General features: G+C 37.8%; 15 protein-coding genes. 4 read left to right on the top strand and 11 right to left on the bottom strand.

All coding sequences use genetic code 11. The annotated features are described in order from the left end of the window. Positions 1-56: 56 nt before the first annotated feature. From I6E82_RS11915 to I6E82_RS11900, 4 genes are all read right to left on the bottom strand, one after another. Positions 57-788, bottom strand: a complete 732-nt coding sequence (locus I6E82_RS11915) for an RNA methyltransferase (RefSeq protein ID WP_024591598.1) — start codon at positions 786-788, stop codon at positions 57-59. Positions 789-863: 75 nt separating this feature from the next. Continuing rightward, complete coding sequence (locus tag I6E82_RS11910; RefSeq protein ID WP_197117992.1) at positions 864-2,900, bottom strand: FUSC family protein; 2,037 nt, start codon at positions 2,898-2,900, stop codon at positions 864-866. 10 nt (positions 2,901-2,910) lie between these two features. Further along, positions 2,911-3,771, bottom strand: coding sequence for an efflux RND transporter periplasmic adaptor subunit (locus I6E82_RS11905; protein ID WP_165721408.1), 861 nt, complete (start codon positions 3,769-3,771; stop codon positions 2,911-2,913). A gap of 5 nt (positions 3,772-3,776) precedes the next feature. Further along, on the bottom strand, positions 3,777-3,980 hold the full coding sequence (locus I6E82_RS11900; RefSeq protein WP_008171772.1) for a DUF1656 domain-containing protein: 204 nt from the start codon (positions 3,978-3,980) through the stop codon (positions 3,777-3,779). A 394-nt stretch (positions 3,981-4,374) separates the two neighbouring features. Here I6E82_RS11900 and I6E82_RS11895 point away from each other — a divergent pair, with 394 nt between their 5' ends. From I6E82_RS11895 to I6E82_RS11885, 3 genes are read left to right on the top strand one after another with little or no spacing between them, the layout of a single operon-like run. Continuing rightward, a complete protein-coding gene (locus I6E82_RS11895) occupies positions 4,375-5,484 on the top strand; it encodes a YjgN family protein (protein ID WP_197117991.1) in 1,110 nt (369 codons plus the stop codon). 9 nt (positions 5,485-5,493) lie between these two features. After that, entirely contained in the window at positions 5,494-6,516 is a 1,023-nt protein-coding gene (locus I6E82_RS11890; RefSeq protein ID WP_010555376.1) for a M48 family metallopeptidase, read from the top strand. After that, entirely contained in the window at positions 6,503-6,901 is a 399-nt protein-coding gene (locus I6E82_RS11885) for a DoxX-like family protein (protein ID WP_197117990.1), read from the top strand. Before I6E82_RS11890 ends, I6E82_RS11885 begins: the two co-directional genes overlap by 14 nt. Positions 6,902-6,956: 55 nt before the next feature. On the opposite strand, the gene speB is transcribed toward I6E82_RS11885, so the two are convergent. The 6 genes from speB to I6E82_RS11855 all read right to left on the bottom strand — a co-directional run bounded on the left by speB (position 6,957) and on the right by I6E82_RS11855 (position 15,043). Continuing rightward, positions 6,957-7,880: an agmatinase gene (speB, locus tag I6E82_RS11880; RefSeq protein ID WP_007583987.1), complete on the bottom strand. Its 924-nt coding sequence runs from the start codon at positions 7,878-7,880 to the stop codon at positions 6,957-6,959. A gap of 3 nt (positions 7,881-7,883) precedes the next feature. Continuing rightward, entirely contained in the window at positions 7,884-9,797 is a 1,914-nt protein-coding gene (speA, locus tag I6E82_RS11875; RefSeq protein ID WP_197101623.1) for a biosynthetic arginine decarboxylase, read from the bottom strand. A 672-nt stretch (positions 9,798-10,469) separates the two neighbouring features. Then, positions 10,470-10,802, bottom strand: a complete 333-nt coding sequence (locus I6E82_RS11870) for a YnfA family protein (RefSeq protein WP_007378102.1) — start codon at positions 10,800-10,802, stop codon at positions 10,470-10,472. Positions 10,803-10,879: 77 nt separating this feature from the next. Next, positions 10,880-11,749, bottom strand: a complete 870-nt coding sequence (locus I6E82_RS11865; protein WP_024591604.1) for an MYG1 family protein — start codon at positions 11,747-11,749, stop codon at positions 10,880-10,882. A 233-nt stretch (positions 11,750-11,982) separates the two neighbouring features. Continuing rightward, on the bottom strand, positions 11,983-12,444 hold the full coding sequence (locus I6E82_RS11860) for a GNAT family N-acetyltransferase (protein ID WP_024591605.1): 462 nt from the start codon (positions 12,442-12,444) through the stop codon (positions 11,983-11,985). A gap of 346 nt (positions 12,445-12,790) precedes the next feature. Further along, on the bottom strand, positions 12,791-15,043 hold the full coding sequence (locus I6E82_RS11855) for a sensor domain-containing phosphodiesterase (protein WP_024591606.1): 2,253 nt from the start codon (positions 15,041-15,043) through the stop codon (positions 12,791-12,793). 313 nt (positions 15,044-15,356) lie between these two features. Between I6E82_RS11855 and cysZ the strand changes: the two genes are divergently transcribed. Then, positions 15,357-16,067 (top strand): sulfate transporter CysZ, encoded by a 711-nt coding sequence (cysZ, locus tag I6E82_RS11850; protein ID WP_010554723.1) that lies wholly within the window; start codon positions 15,357-15,359, stop codon positions 16,065-16,067. Positions 16,068-16,139: 72 nt separating this feature from the next. Here cysZ and I6E82_RS11845 read toward each other — a convergent pair whose 3' ends face one another. Beyond that, on the bottom strand, positions 16,140-16,661 hold the full coding sequence (locus I6E82_RS11845; protein WP_197117989.1) for a hypothetical protein: 522 nt from the start codon (positions 16,659-16,661) through the stop codon (positions 16,140-16,142).

Genomic DNA, 16,661 nt, shown 5'->3' with positions numbered 1-16,661 from the left:
ACCAATTTATTATTGTTATTTGTCATAAACAATTTAACCCATAATTTACTAATAGATTAAGCTTGTCGTTTAAAGTTATCTAAAATAATACCGGTCGCCATTGCAACATTAAGTGACTCTGCACCACCAAAAGCGGGAATGGTTATTTTATTGGTCACTAACTTTGCACATGTCTCGCGTATACCATGCGACTCACTGCCCATTAGCAAAACGCCTGAGCCCGTAAATTGGGTTTTATGTACACTTTGTCCATCTAAAAAAGCACCGTAAACAGGTAAATTTAAAGACTGTAAGTAATCAGGTAAATCTACTTGGCTTACCGATACCCTTACAAACGAGCCCATTGTGGCGCTAATTGTTTTAGGGTTGTAAGCGTCTGCGCTGTCGGTGCTAGTTACTATATGTTTAATACCGTACCAATCGGCTACTCTAATTATAGTGCCTAAATTACCAGGGTCTGATACGCCATCAAGCGCGAGTATTAAGCCATTTGCTTGTGGTAAAGCCGCCTTTGGCATATCAACAATAGCAATGGCTGCATTATTGCTAACTAATGTGCTCGCTTTAGTGAGGGTTTCTTCATCCGCTTCAATAAAATTAGCGTGCTGATACTCACTTTGGTACGCATTTATAAATTCGTTTGTAGCAAAAATATTAACCGCATTTAATGGGCTGTTTAATAACTCAAGTACGTTTTTTTCACCTTGTACAAGGTATTGATTATATTGCTTTCGGTACTTTTTTTGGCCAAGTTGGCGAATAAGTTTGAGTTGGTTTTTTGAAATCATAACAGCCCCATAAAATTGTCCATCAAGTATAACAGATTTCGTTATAACATCTGAACTCGAAAGCAGCGAATGGGGTTAATTTATCTTGCTGGCACTTCTTTCAAAGGTCAGATTAATGCGAATAAACATCCCTTTTATCGCTTCTAATTGATTTGAATCACCAACAGATGCGGCTAATTCGTTATAAAGATTATCAGACGCTTGCTTAAAGTTTTCATCAAACTTACCTTTGGTAGCCAGCATAAATGCATCAGCCAACGTGCGTTGCCACTCATTTAAGTATTTTAGCTTTGTGTCACCAGCAAGGTTTTCGCAAATTGAGTTTAATCGCACTGAAGCATGCCCTAAGTTTAGACCGGTAAGAGCCATATCGGTAATAGCGCGTGAGTGTGAACCCTGATCGTAATTAGTTAAACGGATTAACCTATCTGCCATGCGGCGGTTGTACCAAATACTCGGAGTTTGATGGGTATTTATTTCGAGTAAATCTTTATAGGTAGCCTTAAAAACACGATGAACAAGTAACTGAACACTTGGTCCTGTAAATAACTGAAAAATCCAAAATAAAATACTCACGCCAGCAAAAATAGCGATTGCAGAACTAAGTGTATAATCAATTGAAAACGCTAGGCTCATATCCGTGCTGGGTCTAACCAAAATAGTAAATGGAATACAAAACCCTAAGCCGTATGGCAGCGTTTGTTGATCAGCGAGTAACAGTAAACCCAAAAAATACGGACCAGCTAATACAAGCAACAATATTTCTAATTGCCCACCACTTTGCGACAGTAAATTTAACGCATAAAAAATAGTTACAAAAGTAGCAACAATTATACCTGCCAATAAACGTTTAATTACAACCTGTAAAATAGCCAAGGGTATTCTCGCCAGCATTATCGAAAATATGACCGGTAATATCATAATTAATAATGCAGCTGAAGAACCTGTATTAATCCAAATAAATGCGCCGATAGAAAACACCAAAGCAGTTCTAAATCCAACAATAATGCCAGCTAATGGGTCGCGATATGTAAGCATACTGGGTGCATTTAATAATGTTTTATCGCGTTGTTCTAAAGCTCTGTATGCGCGTAGTAAAATTGTTAAGTCGGCTGCCACTTCTAAACTCACATTGAGCATGTGAGATTCAAATGGCGAATCACACACCGTATTTGATCTATAGTCGGTTAGCTCTTTACGCAGCGTTTTAACTTGTTCGGCGCAGTAATCAAAATCGTCAGATTCTTTAATTTGCGCGAATACGTGTTTAAGTTTACTTATTAATTTGTCTAATGTGGGAGTAATAAGGTCTGCGTGGTTTCGTTGCAGGCGACCAATTATTTGAATTGAAGCCAGTAAAGAAAGCACTTTTTGCGACAATTGATTTGCAGCACGTGAGCGCCCTGGACCTTTTGGTCCTTCGTACCTTACTGCGCTAGAGTCTTCGTTTATAGATCCTAACGTTGCCATAATGCCATCTATTTGTTGATGGCGATTTTCGTGCGAGCCTTTAGAATCAAGCTCAGTTACTAAATAATCTAACGTTTGGTTTATAACCGACCTCGCTTGTACTTGCAGTAAGTGTTTAACTTTTACAGGCCAAAACAAATGGCTCACAAGGCCTGCACATATCGAGCCTATTACTATTTCACTCACGCGCGCTTGTGCAATATCAAATATGCTTTGGCTGCTCACCATTGCCGGAGTAACCATCACTAAAAGCACAATAATAGCGGCTGTTACACCTGCCATAGCAAACGCATAAACAAAGTTTGCTTGGCGTACCATTGCCGATAACGCAGAGTTTACCCCCAACCATAATGCAAGTGCACCGAGCGCTAAATAAGGGTAAAGAATTAACTGAGTTAAAAGCAATATGCCAAATAAACCACCCACTATGGTGCCTATTATTTGGCAAATTGCTTTTTCAATAACTAATCCGCTTTGCGGGCGTAATTGCAAAAATATAGCCGAGACTAACGCCCAATAAGGTCTTTCAAGATTAAGCCACATAGCAATAGTAAGCGCCATTACCATGGCTATAACGCCCTTAGTCGCAAAAATAATTGCCTGTTTTTTAGGAAAAAACAAATTTTGTAATACAACGCCCACTGTCTTCCCCTTAACGTGTAGCGAGATGTATTGTGGCGGTCATTCCTGCGCTTAACTGTGTATCTTCGGGCAATGAATCTAACTTAATATCAACAGGAATACGTTGCGATAAACGTACCCAATTAAATGTTTGTTGTACTTGTGGTAAAAGCTGCCCGTTACTTTGTGTATTCGTATTTGCAATTGCTTTACCTACACTCACTACATGCCCCGTTAATTGCTTACCACCGCTTAAAAGCGCTATTTTAGCTTTTTGATCAGGATAAATAAGCGGTATTTTACTCTCTTCAAAGTAACCCGTTACGTAAAATGAATCTGACTGCACGATAGCAAACACAGGTGTGCCTTGAGCTACATAGTTACCTTGGCGTAAATTCAGATTAATTATTTGCCCCGATGCAGGCGCAACAATTTTAGTTCTATCAACATTTAATTGCGCAATTGTTTGCTCTGTTTTAGCTAGGTTATAATTTGCCTCAGCAATTTTAGTATTGATACGTGTTGATTCTAGCGTTTCTTCACTTATTGCCTGTTGAGTGTTTAGCTCAACACGTCTTTCGTATTTATGTTTAGCAAGCTCCCATGTATATAGCGTATTTTCTGTATTGGCTTTACTTTTATCAAGCGCTGCTTGGTAACGCTTTTGATCAACATTAAAAAGTACTTCGCCTTTTTGTACGTTTTGACCATCTTTAATGTTTAAAGCAGTCACCCAACCCGACACGTCTGGAGCAATTGTAACTATGTCTGCTCGAATGCGACCGTCGCGCGTCCAAGGAGTATGCATGTAGTCAGTCCATACCCAACGCCCAGCAAAAACCGCAGCTATAACAACCAATATAGTAAAAGTAATACGCAGATATTTAATCATTCAATTTATCTTCCACTTAGTAAATAGACGGCCAGTGCCAAGTAACAAACAAATAGTGACACTTCAAACCAAGCCACTTTCCAAATACGGTCATGCCAATCTAGTCGATGCAAAGCAAAACGAGTCAGCGCTGTTAAAATAAACGCAATTGGGAAGTAAACAATCAGCGGGCTAAACTCTAATCCCCCTAACACGACTGCTTGAAACATAATAAATATCCTAATGTTATTTAAAGCGGTGATAAAAGCTGTAAAACCTAAATAAATTTACATCCCCACTACTCTTACAATCTATTATTTTGGCATATAAATCAATTAGCTTAATTGTACGTAGGTGTGCTTAATACATAATTAATGCCATTACATTTAAGCAGCATTAACTATGTATAGTAGCTAAATCGCATATTAAAAAGCTAAAGTTCCCAGGTACCAGCCAAATAAATAAAACCAGCGAGGTTTATTTATAAAAAAGTATTAGAGTATTTAACTCAATACTTAAAACGCCTATTTATAGCTGTTTACAGAAGGGTGAGATAATTATAAACATTGAATTTTGCACTAAAAATGGGTAAATTAACAAAAAAACAACATGGATATAATTTTAATGGAATCAATACACCCTACCCCATCTGAAACAACCCCACCAATAAATGAGCCTGCTGAACCAATTTTTAGCGGAAAAGTGCAGTTTAGTGGTAAAGGCGGTGAGTTTTTTGGAATTTGGATTGTAAATATATTACTTAGCGTTATTACGCTTGGCATATACTCAGCGTGGGCTAAAGTACGTACGCATCGCTATTTTTACGGCCACACCCGCATAGATGGTCATAGTTTTGACTACCTAGCAACGCCAATACAAATTTTAAAAGGTCGGATTTTAGCGGTTATTGTATTTTTTATTTATACATTCTCTATTAGCTTTATGCCTATTTTAGGCCTATTTATTGCTTTTGGTTTTATCTTTTTAATGCCATGGATTATTAACCAAGGTTTACGTTTTAATCTGCGTATGACCCGCCATCGTAATGTTCGCTTTGCTTTTAAAGGCAGCTATGGCGAAGCCTTTGTTAACTTTATACTATTACCTATTGCAAGCATATTTACGCTTTATTTATTAATGCCTTACGTTATAAAACGTATTGATAGCTATATACATAGTAATATTAGTTATGGCGACAAACCGCTTACTGTAAATCTAAAAGGCGAAACCTATTACTTAACAGCGCTTATTTGCTTTGTAGTGAGCTCTATCACCATGGTGGTATTTATGGGGATTTTAGGATTATTTGGCCTCAACTTAGTAGATATTGAAAACCAACAAAATTTAGAAAACTCTGCAGCTATGGTTATGCTTCCTATCTTTATGATGATTGCCTATGTGCTAATGATTGCCATTGTTTCTGCTGTATGGCACGCCGCTATTAGAAATCACATTTTTGATAACAGCTATTTTGAAGGCGTTGCTACATTTAAATCAGAGCTAAAACCAATTCCTTTCGCTGTTTTACTATTAACTAATATGTTGGCTATTGTATTTTCTTTAGGCCTTGCATACCCATGGACAAAAGTACGTACATCAAAAATGCTCGCTGATGTAACTAACGTCACTATTTATCCTGGTGCATTAAACCTAATTGATACCGCGCAAGAACAGCAATCATCATTTGCTGAAGAAGCTGCAAACGTATTTGATATTGACCTTTCTCTAACTTAAGAGCTCACTATGCATGTAAAGGGACATTTTTTCCCCATCGCATCGAGTAACTATCAAGTGTGTGTTGCAACTATTAGCGACACACACATTGAAGTTATCAACGATGAACACGTTATAGCTCGCCACGCAATCTCAAGTCTAAAATTAAGTTCGGGGATGGCAGGACTTGCCGACGAACTAAACTTTGAAGATGGCAGTCGTTTTATTCCTCAAGATGTAAGTTACAGATGGCCATTTAAAGAAAATAACCATCACATAATGGAGCGTCTTGAAAAAAGTAAATGGGCAATTTTAGCCGCAGTCATATTTACACCACTTTTTATGTGGTTAGTACTTTATAAAGCGGTACCGGCCATTGCTGTTTACAGTGTTGATACCTTGCCACGTAATGTTGTGGAACAAATGGGGGAGCAAAGCTTTACACTTATTAAAAAGATTGCGCTTGACCCAAGTGAGCTGCCCGCAGAGCAGCAAACTAAAGTACAAGCACATTTTACAAATATGCTTAATGCGTTATCGCTTGATCAATCGGTTTATAGATTATCGTTTTATAAATCAGACAGCTTTGGTGCTAACGCGTTTGCACTACCCCATGGCCGTATCGTGGTCACAGATGATTTAGCAAATTTACTTGCCGATAAACCCAATGCACTAAAAGCGGTATTGCTACACGAAATGGGCCATGTAGTCCACCAGCATAGCGTACGTATTACAGCACAATCTGCCGCAAGTACGATTGTGCTAGCGGTTGTATTTGGTGATTTAGAAGGGGTTGCAGAGGTTGCATTAGGTACAGGTGCATCATTTGCTCAGCAAGGGTTTTCACGAGATATGGAACGCGAGGCAGATACCTTTGCACTCACTCAATTAGAGTCGCTTGGGTATTCGAGTAATGACTTTGCTGATGCAATAGAAGCCCTACAAGAAAGCCATACCAGCGAAAACGAGCACCTCGAAAAAGTAAATGACTTTTTAGAGTACTTATCTAGCCACCCAAGTGCACAAGAGCGTATTGACAATGCTAGGAAATAATCGCGGTTATATTCAACTTGCTCGCTACATAGTGAGTTTAAGTTGGATATATCATGGCTTTTTTCCAAAGCTTTATCATATTGCACCTCTTGAAAAATTAATGACTGGCAGTGCTGGTTTTTCAGCAGAAGTGTCTGACTTAATTACACGTTCGGCGGGTGTTGGCGAAATTATATTTGGATTGTGTTTATTTGTGTTTTATAAAAATAAACACCTAGTAATTTTAAATATTTTAGCGTTAATTGGCCTTCTACTCGCTGTAGTTGTAATGCAGCCACAATTGCTTATTGAAGCATTTAACCCTGTAACTACTAACCTGCCTCTTATTGGGCTAAGCGTTATTTGGTTAAAGGAAATTAAGCTGCTGAATAATCGATACCTCTAAGTAAAAAAAGGGTATGCAAGCGCATACCCTTTTTTGTAGTATTTAATTTGTAAAATTAGTACTTATTTTTATGCGTCCACAAATGCAGTAATTCGCTCGCAATGGTTGCTGCGGCAATTGCGGTAAGCTCACTTTGGTCGTACGAAGGTGATACTTCTACCACATCCATACCTACCATGTTTATGCCTTTTAGCGCACGCAGTACTTTAAGTACTTTATCTGACGTTAAACCACCGCACACAGGAGTGCCTGTACCAGGCGCAAACGCAGGGTCTAAACAATCAATATCAAACGTTAAGTAAACAGGTAGGTCACCTACTCGTTCAAGTATTTGCGCTGCAATATCATTTGCATGTAAATCGTTGGCTTGCATTGCATCAATCACAGCAAACTCATGTTTACTTTGATCAAAGTCGGTACGAATACCTATTTGTATACTGTGCTCAACATCAATCAGCCCTTCCATTGGTGCATGATAAAACATAGTGCCGTGATCAAAACGCGAGCCATTGCTATAGGTATCGGTGTGCGCATCAAAGTGCACTAACGCCATTTTGCCATGTATTTTTGCATGAGCGCGTAATAGCGGAAGCGTCACAAAGTGATCGCCCCCTAAACCTAATAGCGTTTTACCTTGGCGAAGTATTTGCTCAGCAGCCATTTCTAGTTGCGCAGTAAAATATTCAGGATCGCCAACGGGGTAAGTAAAGTCCCCTGCGTCTGCCACCTTTAAGCGCTCAAACAACGGGAACGTCCATGGGTACTTAGTGTCTTCCCATGCTAAATGAACCGACGCACGACGAATCGCATCAGGGCCTAAACGTGCACCAGGGCGACCCGATGTCGCTAAATCAAACGGTAAGCCTAAAACGACTACGTCTGCATCAATTGCATTAATATTTTGCACCATAGGACGACGTAAAAACGTCATCCCATTTGAGTACAATGAGTGATCTGCGTGACCAAACAAAGTCGACATTGCTTATAACTCTTCTAAATAAGTGTAGCCATCAAGGCCGCTTTGCAACTCGTCTAAAACGCTTTGCTGTTCGTGTTTTTCAATTTTAGTGCTTACTAACTGCTCGTATGATTGCTGAAAACTTTCAACATCTAAATGTACATAGCGCATCATATCGGCAACAGTGTCACCTTGGTTTATCTCGGTAATACTTGCAACGCCTTGCTCATCCATATTAACAATTGCGCTGTGCGTATCGCCAAACAAATTATGCATGTCACCTAAAATTTCTTGATAAGCACCCACCAAGAAAAAGCCCATTAAATAAGGTTTATCAGCGCTAAACTCTGGTACAGGTAGTGTGCTTTCAATGCCTTGTCCATCTACGTAATGCTCAAGTGCACCGTCTGAATCACAGGTTATATCAAGTAATACAGCACGTTTTTTTGGTGCTTCAGTTAAGCCACTTAATGGCAATACCGGAAACACTTGATCAATGCCCCATGCGTCTGGAAGCGATTGAAATAACGAAAAGTTTACAAAAAACTTATCGGCTAGACGTACGTTTAACTCGTCAATAATAGGACGATGAAAACGGTTTTTATTATCCATGTGCTTGTTAAGTTCATAACAAATACGGATATTAATTTGCTCAGCCCATGCACGTTGCGATAAGTCTAATAAACCGAGTGCAAACTGGTTATGTGCTTCAGCTAAGTCGCCTTGACTGTCGTGATAGATTTCAATTAATGCACGGTCATCCGTTAAATCAGTTAACTGCACAAACGATGCCCACATGTTTTTTAATAACAGGGGTGCATCTGCCGCTGGCGCTACTAACTCTTCTGGCGTGTAACTTTCAGTACCAATAACATTAGAAATAAGCACAGCATGATGCGCCGTAAGCGCACGACCCGACTCAGAAATAATAGTCGGCATTGGTTGCTCATATTGCTTACATGTATCACCAATGGTGTACACAATGTTATTTGCGTACTCAGCTAAGCTGTAATTCATAGAGTTATGCGACTGGCTGCGTGTGCCGTCGTAATCAACAGCCAAACCGCCACCTACATCAAGGCAATCAATTTCTGCGCCTAACTTACGTAGCTCACAGTAAAAACGCGCCGCTTCGCTTACACCTAAACGTACGTCACGAATGTTCGCCATTTGTGAGCCTAAGTGAAAATGTACTAGCTGAAGTAAATCAAGTTGGTCTGCGTCTTTTAAACGATTAACTACATGCAAAACTTGCGATGCAGATAAACCAAATTTTGATTTTTCGCCGCCACTCGCTTGCCATTTACCTTTACCTTGCGACGCTAAACGTACACGAATACCAATGCGTGGTTTTACGTTAAGCTCTTTTGCTTGGCTAAGTACCATGTCTAGCTCAGAAAGCTTTTCAAGTACGATATACACTTTATGACCTAGCTTTTCGCCAATAAGTGCTAAACGTACGTATTCTTTATCTTTGTAGCCATTACATACAATAACAGCGCTGGTTTTTTCAGCCAGTGCTAATACCGTAAGTAGTTCAGGCTTGCTGCCTGCTTCTAAACCAAGTTGCTTTTTTTCTACTTGTGCTTGGCTTGCTACTATTTCTTCAACCACTTCACGTTGTTGGTTTACTTTTATTGGGTAAACTAATAAGTAGTCTTTAGGGTAACCATAGTTTTCAATCGCAGTATTAAATGCGCCGCATAAGCTGTGTACACGATGGTGTAAAATTTGCGGAAAACGAACTAAAGCAGGTAAGCTTAAACCTTTATCTTGTAGTTGCTTTGCGATATCTGTTAATGCAATAGTTTGCTCTGGTGCATGAGCCTTGGGCGCAACATACACATCACCTTGATCATTAATACCAAAAAAACCTTGGCTCCAATGACGAACATTGTAGCTCGTACGAGCTTGTTCTAGTGATGTTGTTTCTTTCATTTATCTTTCTCTTTTATTTAATTAATGCCGACTCGGCTAGTGCCGCGCATTAAAAGAAAAATAGAGATCTAAGTCCAACAAGTATTTTTACTCGTAACGAGTGATTTTTAATGTTAAAAAAACAACCAATCACGCATTGCCCTCCAGCGTATATAAAATAGGACTTTGATGATTGTTAAAGATAAGAAAAGTTGTAAAAAATGGCTGTTTTTAAATGACTCATTATAAATTTTATTAGCAAAAATGAATCACCCTATTCAATAAAACTAATCTGGAGTTACTTTGATAATAGAATCTGCTTTTGAAGAATTAGAACCGAGTGTTCTACACGCTTCATATTACTCATAGTTTAGCCAACGTGTTGTGTTTAAGTAATACCTATGCATTTTTAAAATTGAATATAATCTGCACTTCTAAAACGCTCAGCATAACATCCACCAGCTTCAATAGTTGCTTAGCGCATATGTAGCGTTAGGTATTGCCTGTCGTATTGAAGTTGTTATATTTTATTGGCAGTTTGAAAATAATCGAGATAGGACTTTAAATAGCACTAGGGTGTGTTTATCTTTGGAGGTAGAAATTGCAGCTGTGCATTTGGTTTTTAGCCAAGACAGGGCCTATATGTGTTTTCCCCTATAAATAGGCGCTTTTTATTTATTGAGTATGAGCCAGCTATGCACTTTTTGGTGCGAACATAATTATAGCCATACCTAGCAGTGCAACTAAACCACCAATAATATCCCACATAGTAAGCTTTACGCCATCAACAACCCATAACCATAATAGCGCAACACAAATATATACGCCGCCATAAGCTGCATACACGCGCCCTGCTGCAGTAGGATGTAAAGATAGCAACCATGCAAATAGTGCCAAACTTAAAGCCGCAGGAATTAAAAGTAAAATGCTTTTATCTTGCTTAAGCCAAAGGTAAGGCAAATAACAACCCACTATTTCTGCTAAGGCTGTAATAGTAAAAAGTGCGATTGTTTTTAGTTCAAACATAATGCTCCACGCTAATATAACAAGCATAACAATCTATATAAATTGTTATGCTTAGTATTCGTTATGAATCTGCGTTGTTATTCGCTAAGCGCCATGGTGGCAAGTTTCATTGTGCTTTCAAACGACTTAGTGCCCGCTATAAATAAGCCATTGTGACAGAACACAGCGTCGTCAATACCGGTTTCATCTATAAACGCTTGATCAGATAAACCTGACCATGCTTTAGGAAGCGGTTTTCTATCTTCAAACGAGCCAGGCTCAACGGGTACTGTTTGTAATATCCATTGCCCAGAATGCGATGGGTAAACCATGTATAGCGCATCGCTTGATAAAATATGCACTGTTTTTTTCCACGGTGTGTATTTTTCAAGCACTATAACTCTGGCATCTTCTGCATTTTCAATTGCTTTAGCAACAATCGCTTTTGCATTTACACTACCGTGAGCTGAGGCGATAAAACGAATGAGCATGCGAGCTGCAAATTCAACAGCTTCATCAAAACAGGTATCAAAGTTACTCTCTTCTTCCCACGTAGGGTTAAACATTGAGATTGTTTGGCTCAAGCTTATTCCTTTTGATACACCTTCAACATGACCACAATCAATGGCATCAATGGTTGAAACTAAGCCTGAATCCACTCTATCAGCCACGGCTTGGTTATCATCACACAGCGCTAAGCCGTATTTTTTCCACACTAAACCAAATGATGAAAAAGGGATGCCATTTTCTCGCTCGCCTGCACCACCGCGTTGATGATGATCAAAGCGATTAGTTTCAGGGTCGTATTCGCCACCTACATCAATTACAAAGTCGGCACTCTCTATAAGCGCTTTATCGCGAGTACGTACCAGTTTAAACGTTGGCAAAACATGTTTAAGTACCGCAATACTAAAAACGTCATCTGCATGAAAATTACCATTGTGGGTTACTACTGTTATTTCGCTCATTTGTTTATTGCTACTTTTAGAAAAGATAAAAATTCTCGCTTTGTAAGTTAGTCACTAATTATCGAGGCAGATTTTATACGAAGACAGGTGTTAAAAACAGTGAAGTATTTTTTGCATCACTATAAAAGCTGCTTTTATAGTTAATAGTTTGAGTATGACTTTTATTACAAGGTAATAATGAGGCCAGATATTTACGACACATTAAGCTTTAACATGTCGTAGCGTTAATAAGCTTATTGGCTAAGCCCTAACTCCATAAATACACTTTGTGGATTATCTACATATGAGCCAAAACTGCTACAGCGTTTAAAGCCTAAATTTTCATATAAATTGATTGATTTTATTTGCTTTGGACCTGTTTCTAAACGTATTAACGGGATTTTCTTTTCGCCAGCTTGATGTAATAAAATCTGCATAATACGTCTTGATAGCCCTTTACCACGATGACTTGGTTTTACATATAAACGTCTTATTTCGCCATAAGGCTGAGTATCAAATTTCTCTACAATCGCACCACAAGCGATAATACCTTCTTCAGTTTTTAAACCAATAGCATACACATTAGGTAAGGTTAATTCGTTTAACTCCAAAGACTGCGCTGTAGCAACAGGGTATAAAGAATTTATAAGTCGGTCTATATCGTCAAATACATTTACTACATCGGGATCATTAGGGTTCAAATCGACTAACTGCATAAAGCTTCCATTCATTGTTATAAGTTTATTAAGCTTTAAATAATATATTCAAGCGGGCATAGCTTAGCATTGTTTAACCAAAAAATCTTTAGTCCTTATTTAGCATATAGTTTGGGGAATTTTAGCAGTTAGAAAAAGTAAAAGTGACCTAGCATATGGGAAATCTCTGTTAGGTTATTCCCAATTATTAAACATTGGCCTTTAAGTAATTAAGCTCTGAGAGCATTTCCGTACCAAATTTGCTTAATTAAGTGATCTATTTTGAGATAAGAAAATCGTGTCGATAACAAGGCAGAATTTTTTAACACAGTTACCGCCAGATTTAATCCCTCTAATTGATTAAGTATTATTGCGGATTGCTATTAGCACTATGCCATTTTAAATAACGTTCTTTATCCATCGGCTTTGCAACTAAGTAGCCTTGCATAGTGTCAATATTCATTTTTTTAAGTAAGTCATACTGCTCTATTGTTTCTACGCCTTCTGCAACGACCACTAAGTTTAAGCTTTTTCCTAAACTGATAATTGTTTGCGCGATATTAAAGCCAATCTCATTATCTAAAATTTTATCAATAAAGCTTTTATCTATTTTTAATTCTTTAACAGGAAACGCACTTAAGTAAGCTAAGCAAGAGTATCCAGTTCCAAAATCGTCAATCGAAAATAAAAAGCCAGCCGCAATGAGCTCTTTCATTTGCCTAATTGTATAATCTATATCACTAGAGAGCATTGACTCGGTTATTTCTAACTTAATTTGTGATGCTCGAATATCAAATTCATTGATAGTGTTGAACAGCTCACCTTTTAAATTTGATGAATTGAACTGACTTTGACTAATATTAATTGAAACACTAAACGAGTCGTCAATGATAGCGCTTGCTTTAAGCTCGTTAATTAAAATACATATATCATGCAAAACAATATTTTGTAGTTTTTGAATAAGTCCGTATTGCTCTGCAATAGGTATAAATTCGTTTGCTGTTATCAGCCCTCTTTGAGGGTGGTCCCATCTAATAAGTGCTTCAGCACCAACAACATCACCCTGCGTATTAACTTGTGGCTGAAAGTAAGCACAAAACTCATTAGATGCAATTGCTCTCACTATGTCGGTTTCTAGCTCTGTTTGCTTTTCAAGTAGTGTTTGCAAGGCTGGATCGTAAAAGCTGCTGCTATTACCTCCTTTATTTTTAGAACGATACATAGCAGTATCTGCAAATTTTAATATATTGTCAGCCTGTGCATTTACGCTATCAATTAGGCAAATACCTATGCTACAACTTACTTGAAATGCAAGGTTGCCCACTTCAAACTTATCATGAAAAGCTCTTTGAATTTCTTTAGCAACGGCTTTACATTCTAGGATTGCTTGCTTTGTATCTTGCCCTATGTGTTTGAGTAAAATAATAAATTCATCACCACCCGCTCTGGCCAGTGTATCTGAGCCTTTTATTATTGCGCTTAACCTTTTTGATAACTCTACAAGTACTTCATCACCCGCACTGTGCCCTAACGAGTCATTAATACGCTTAAAGTTATCTAGGTCTAAAAATAATAATGCCCCTATATTTTTATTACGCTTAACACTCTCTACACACGCGCTTAATCTGTCGCTAAGCATTCTTCTATTTGGAAGGTTAGTTAATGGATCGTAAAAGGCGAGTTTATGAACTTCTTGCTCAGCCTTTTTCTTTATTGAAATATCTCTGGCCATCCATACTACATGTCTTTTTGTAGGACTATTGGGGTTGTAATGATCTAAAGCGGCAGCTCGTCCCTCAAAAACTATACTTCCTTTTGGCACATCTAATTCATATTCAAAAATTTGCATCTCGTTAGTCGATAGAGTTGTTTCGATGACATCCATTATCATCTTCGCATCTTTTTGAGGAAGCAGGTCTTTAACATTTTCACCAATAAGATCCGTGGTCGAATCAAGCAGTAACTCATTAGAGGTACCATAAACATCGGTATATGTGCCATCTTCACTTAAAATGAGGATGAGATCGGGCATTACTTTGGTGAAGGCTTTAAATTTTTCATTACTGTGCTGTAAATTAACGACAAGCTGTTTTGCCTTCTCAAATTCGTTACTTTTCTCAAGAGCGATACTTGAAAAGTGCACAAAAAAATCTATTAATTCTAAATCTTGCTCTGATGGGGTTTTAGGTGTGCTGTGATAGATAGCAAAGGTGCCTAACAAATCAGCTTGAGTTGAAAAAATAGGTGTTGACCAACATGACCTAAGATCAAACTTTAGCGCTAAAGCTTTAAAGTCCTCCCATAGCGGTGAGATTTCAATATTTTCTACAATTGTGCGCGATTTCGAAAATGCAGCAGTACCACAAGAGCCCACTTTTGGCCCTATGTGAACCCCATTAAGCAAACTACAGTACTCTGGGTGAATATTAGGGGCTGCGCAATGAAAAAGCTGCTGGCCTTTAACTGATAAAATGGAACACCTAGCAGATTCATCATCAATAATCTGCTCTATTGATAAACAAATTTCAGTAAGCACCTCATTTAAAGGTACCCCTAATGCAATTTTAGATAAAATGCCTTGCTGGTGAGATAATAACTTTTTTAACCTATCCGTACCCATTTTCACTTGCTCGCATTATTTATACATATTGATACAACAAAAAGCCTCTGGTAGATGCTTTTTTTCTACGTAGTAAAGTTCAGTATAGTCATGATTAGTAAGTTCATTCTTTTATTAATAAAAAAACTAATCTGGTCTACATTGATTAATCATAATTGCATATTACTAAACACCTGTAGTTACTATATAACCAAAACCGCAACATTAAAGCTAACACTTTGTTACTTAAAATTACTGTTCAAAATTATTAAGCTATTTATACTATAACTAATGGTAAATATTTTTTGAGGTTACAGTGCAGATCACACAAGGTATGGAATATTTTTTTTCGGGATTTAAATTAATTAGCCAAAAAGGGTTAAAGCGCTTTGTACTTATCCCGCTTTTAATTAATGTTCTGCTATTTGGTAGTTCGTTGTTTTTCTTATTTGGATGGCTAAGTGATAGCTTTAGCTACATCAGTAACATGCTACCAGAATGGTTAAGCTGGCTTGAATGGCTAATGTGGCCAATTGCTGTATTAGTCGTATTATTTAGCTACAGTATGCTATTTACTATAATCACTAATTTTATTGCAGCCCCATTCAATGCTTTATTAAGCGAAAAAGTTGAGCTTTATTTAACGGGTCAAAAAATTAACGATGATGGTTTTTCCGAATTAGTTAAAGATGTACCTAGAATGCTTGCCCGTGAGTGGACAAAGCTGTGCTATTACCTTCCTCGCGCTATTGGTTTTTTCATACTACTTTGGGTTTTACCTGTCATTGGCCAAATACTATGGGTTTTGTTTACCTGTTGGATGTACGCAGTACAATACGAAGACTATGCGTTCGATAACCATAAAATTGGCTTTAAACAGATGAAAGACGATTTAAAATCTAAGCAAGGTTTATCATACGGGTTTGGTTTTGCTGTTATGTTATTAACGGCTATACCCTTTGTAAACTTAATAGTTATGCCTGTAGCTGTGTGTGGTGCAACACGTTTGTGGGTCGATAATTATCGACCAAAATACCGTAGTTAATTAAGAGGTTGCTGACTTTTTAATATCCGAAGGACACCGCACCCGAGATAAAAAAGCACCTAAGGTGCTTTTTTAATCTATTTTTAAAACAATAAACTCAAGCGATGCACGCCTTGGTAATGCGACGCTTTGTTTATCTACTTCTTCAAATTTTTTAATCAAAATACTAAAGCGCTGATTGTTAAAATTAACGGCTGTAACTTCACCAATTTTTATACTGTAGTTTTGCTGCTGATCAAACAGCTTTAGTGTTCGCCCTTTTATACGCTCTACGAATAAGTAAGGTGTTTGGTCTGGCATCTTTAAACGGATAACATTGATTTTACTTAACTCATGTACCGCCACCCAATTTTGACTCTGCATTAACGTATTATAACTACTAATGCCTTCAGGCTGATAAACAACATCTTGGTTTATAACGCATGTCTTACAGCCCTTTACTGATTCAACTCGCCAGTCAATAGCTATATTTTTGTAATATAAATTGTCATTTTTTAGTAACCATTCACGTGCATTGTTAGTATCGCTACACGCTATTAGTAAGCTTAAAAAACTACTACAAACAATAAACTTAATACTTAACCCTAGTTTCAT

This window comes from Pseudoalteromonas sp. NZS11 (genome assembly GCF_015864765.1).
Lineage (GTDB): Bacteria > Pseudomonadota > Gammaproteobacteria > Enterobacterales > Alteromonadaceae > Pseudoalteromonas > Pseudoalteromonas arctica.
This window is presented reverse-complemented; position numbering and strand designations above follow the sequence as displayed.

What these genes read in the sequence shown, in the direction of transcription:
- I6E82_RS11915 (WP_024591598.1), bottom strand. Translation starts at nt 788, where the DNA reads ATGATTTCAAAAAACCAACTCAAACTTATTCGCCAACTTGGCCAAAAA.
- I6E82_RS11905 (WP_165721408.1), bottom strand. Translation starts at nt 3,771, where the DNA reads ATGATTAAATATCTGCGTATTACTTTTACTATATTGGTTGTTATAGCT.
- I6E82_RS11900 (WP_008171772.1), bottom strand. Translation starts at nt 3,980, where the DNA reads ATGTTTCAAGCAGTCGTGTTAGGGGGATTAGAGTTTAGCCCGCTGATT.
- I6E82_RS11895 (WP_197117991.1), top strand. Translation starts at nt 4,375, where the DNA reads ATGGAATCAATACACCCTACCCCATCTGAAACAACCCCACCAATAAAT.
- I6E82_RS11890 (WP_010555376.1), top strand. Translation starts at nt 5,494, where the DNA reads ATGCATGTAAAGGGACATTTTTTCCCCATCGCATCGAGTAACTATCAA.
- I6E82_RS11885 (WP_197117990.1), top strand. Translation starts at nt 6,503, where the DNA reads ATGCTAGGAAATAATCGCGGTTATATTCAACTTGCTCGCTACATAGTG.
- speB (WP_007583987.1), bottom strand. Translation starts at nt 7,880, where the DNA reads ATGTCGACTTTGTTTGGTCACGCAGATCACTCATTGTACTCAAATGGG.
- speA (WP_197101623.1), bottom strand. Translation starts at nt 9,797, where the DNA reads ATGAAAGAAACAACATCACTAGAACAAGCTCGTACGAGCTACAATGTT.
- I6E82_RS11870 (WP_007378102.1), bottom strand. Translation starts at nt 10,802, where the DNA reads ATGTTTGAACTAAAAACAATCGCACTTTTTACTATTACAGCCTTAGCA.
- I6E82_RS11865 (WP_024591604.1), bottom strand. Translation starts at nt 11,749, where the DNA reads ATGAGCGAAATAACAGTAGTAACCCACAATGGTAATTTTCATGCAGAT.
- I6E82_RS11860 (WP_024591605.1), bottom strand. Translation starts at nt 12,444, where the DNA reads ATGCAGTTAGTCGATTTGAACCCTAATGATCCCGATGTAGTAAATGTA.
- I6E82_RS11855 (WP_024591606.1), bottom strand. Translation starts at nt 15,043, where the DNA reads ATGGGTACGGATAGGTTAAAAAAGTTATTATCTCACCAGCAAGGCATT.
- cysZ (WP_010554723.1), top strand. Translation starts at nt 15,357, where the DNA reads ATGGAATATTTTTTTTCGGGATTTAAATTAATTAGCCAAAAAGGGTTA.
- I6E82_RS11845 (WP_197117989.1), bottom strand. Translation starts at nt 16,661, where the DNA reads ATGAAACTAGGGTTAAGTATTAAGTTTATTGTTTGTAGTAGTTTTTTA.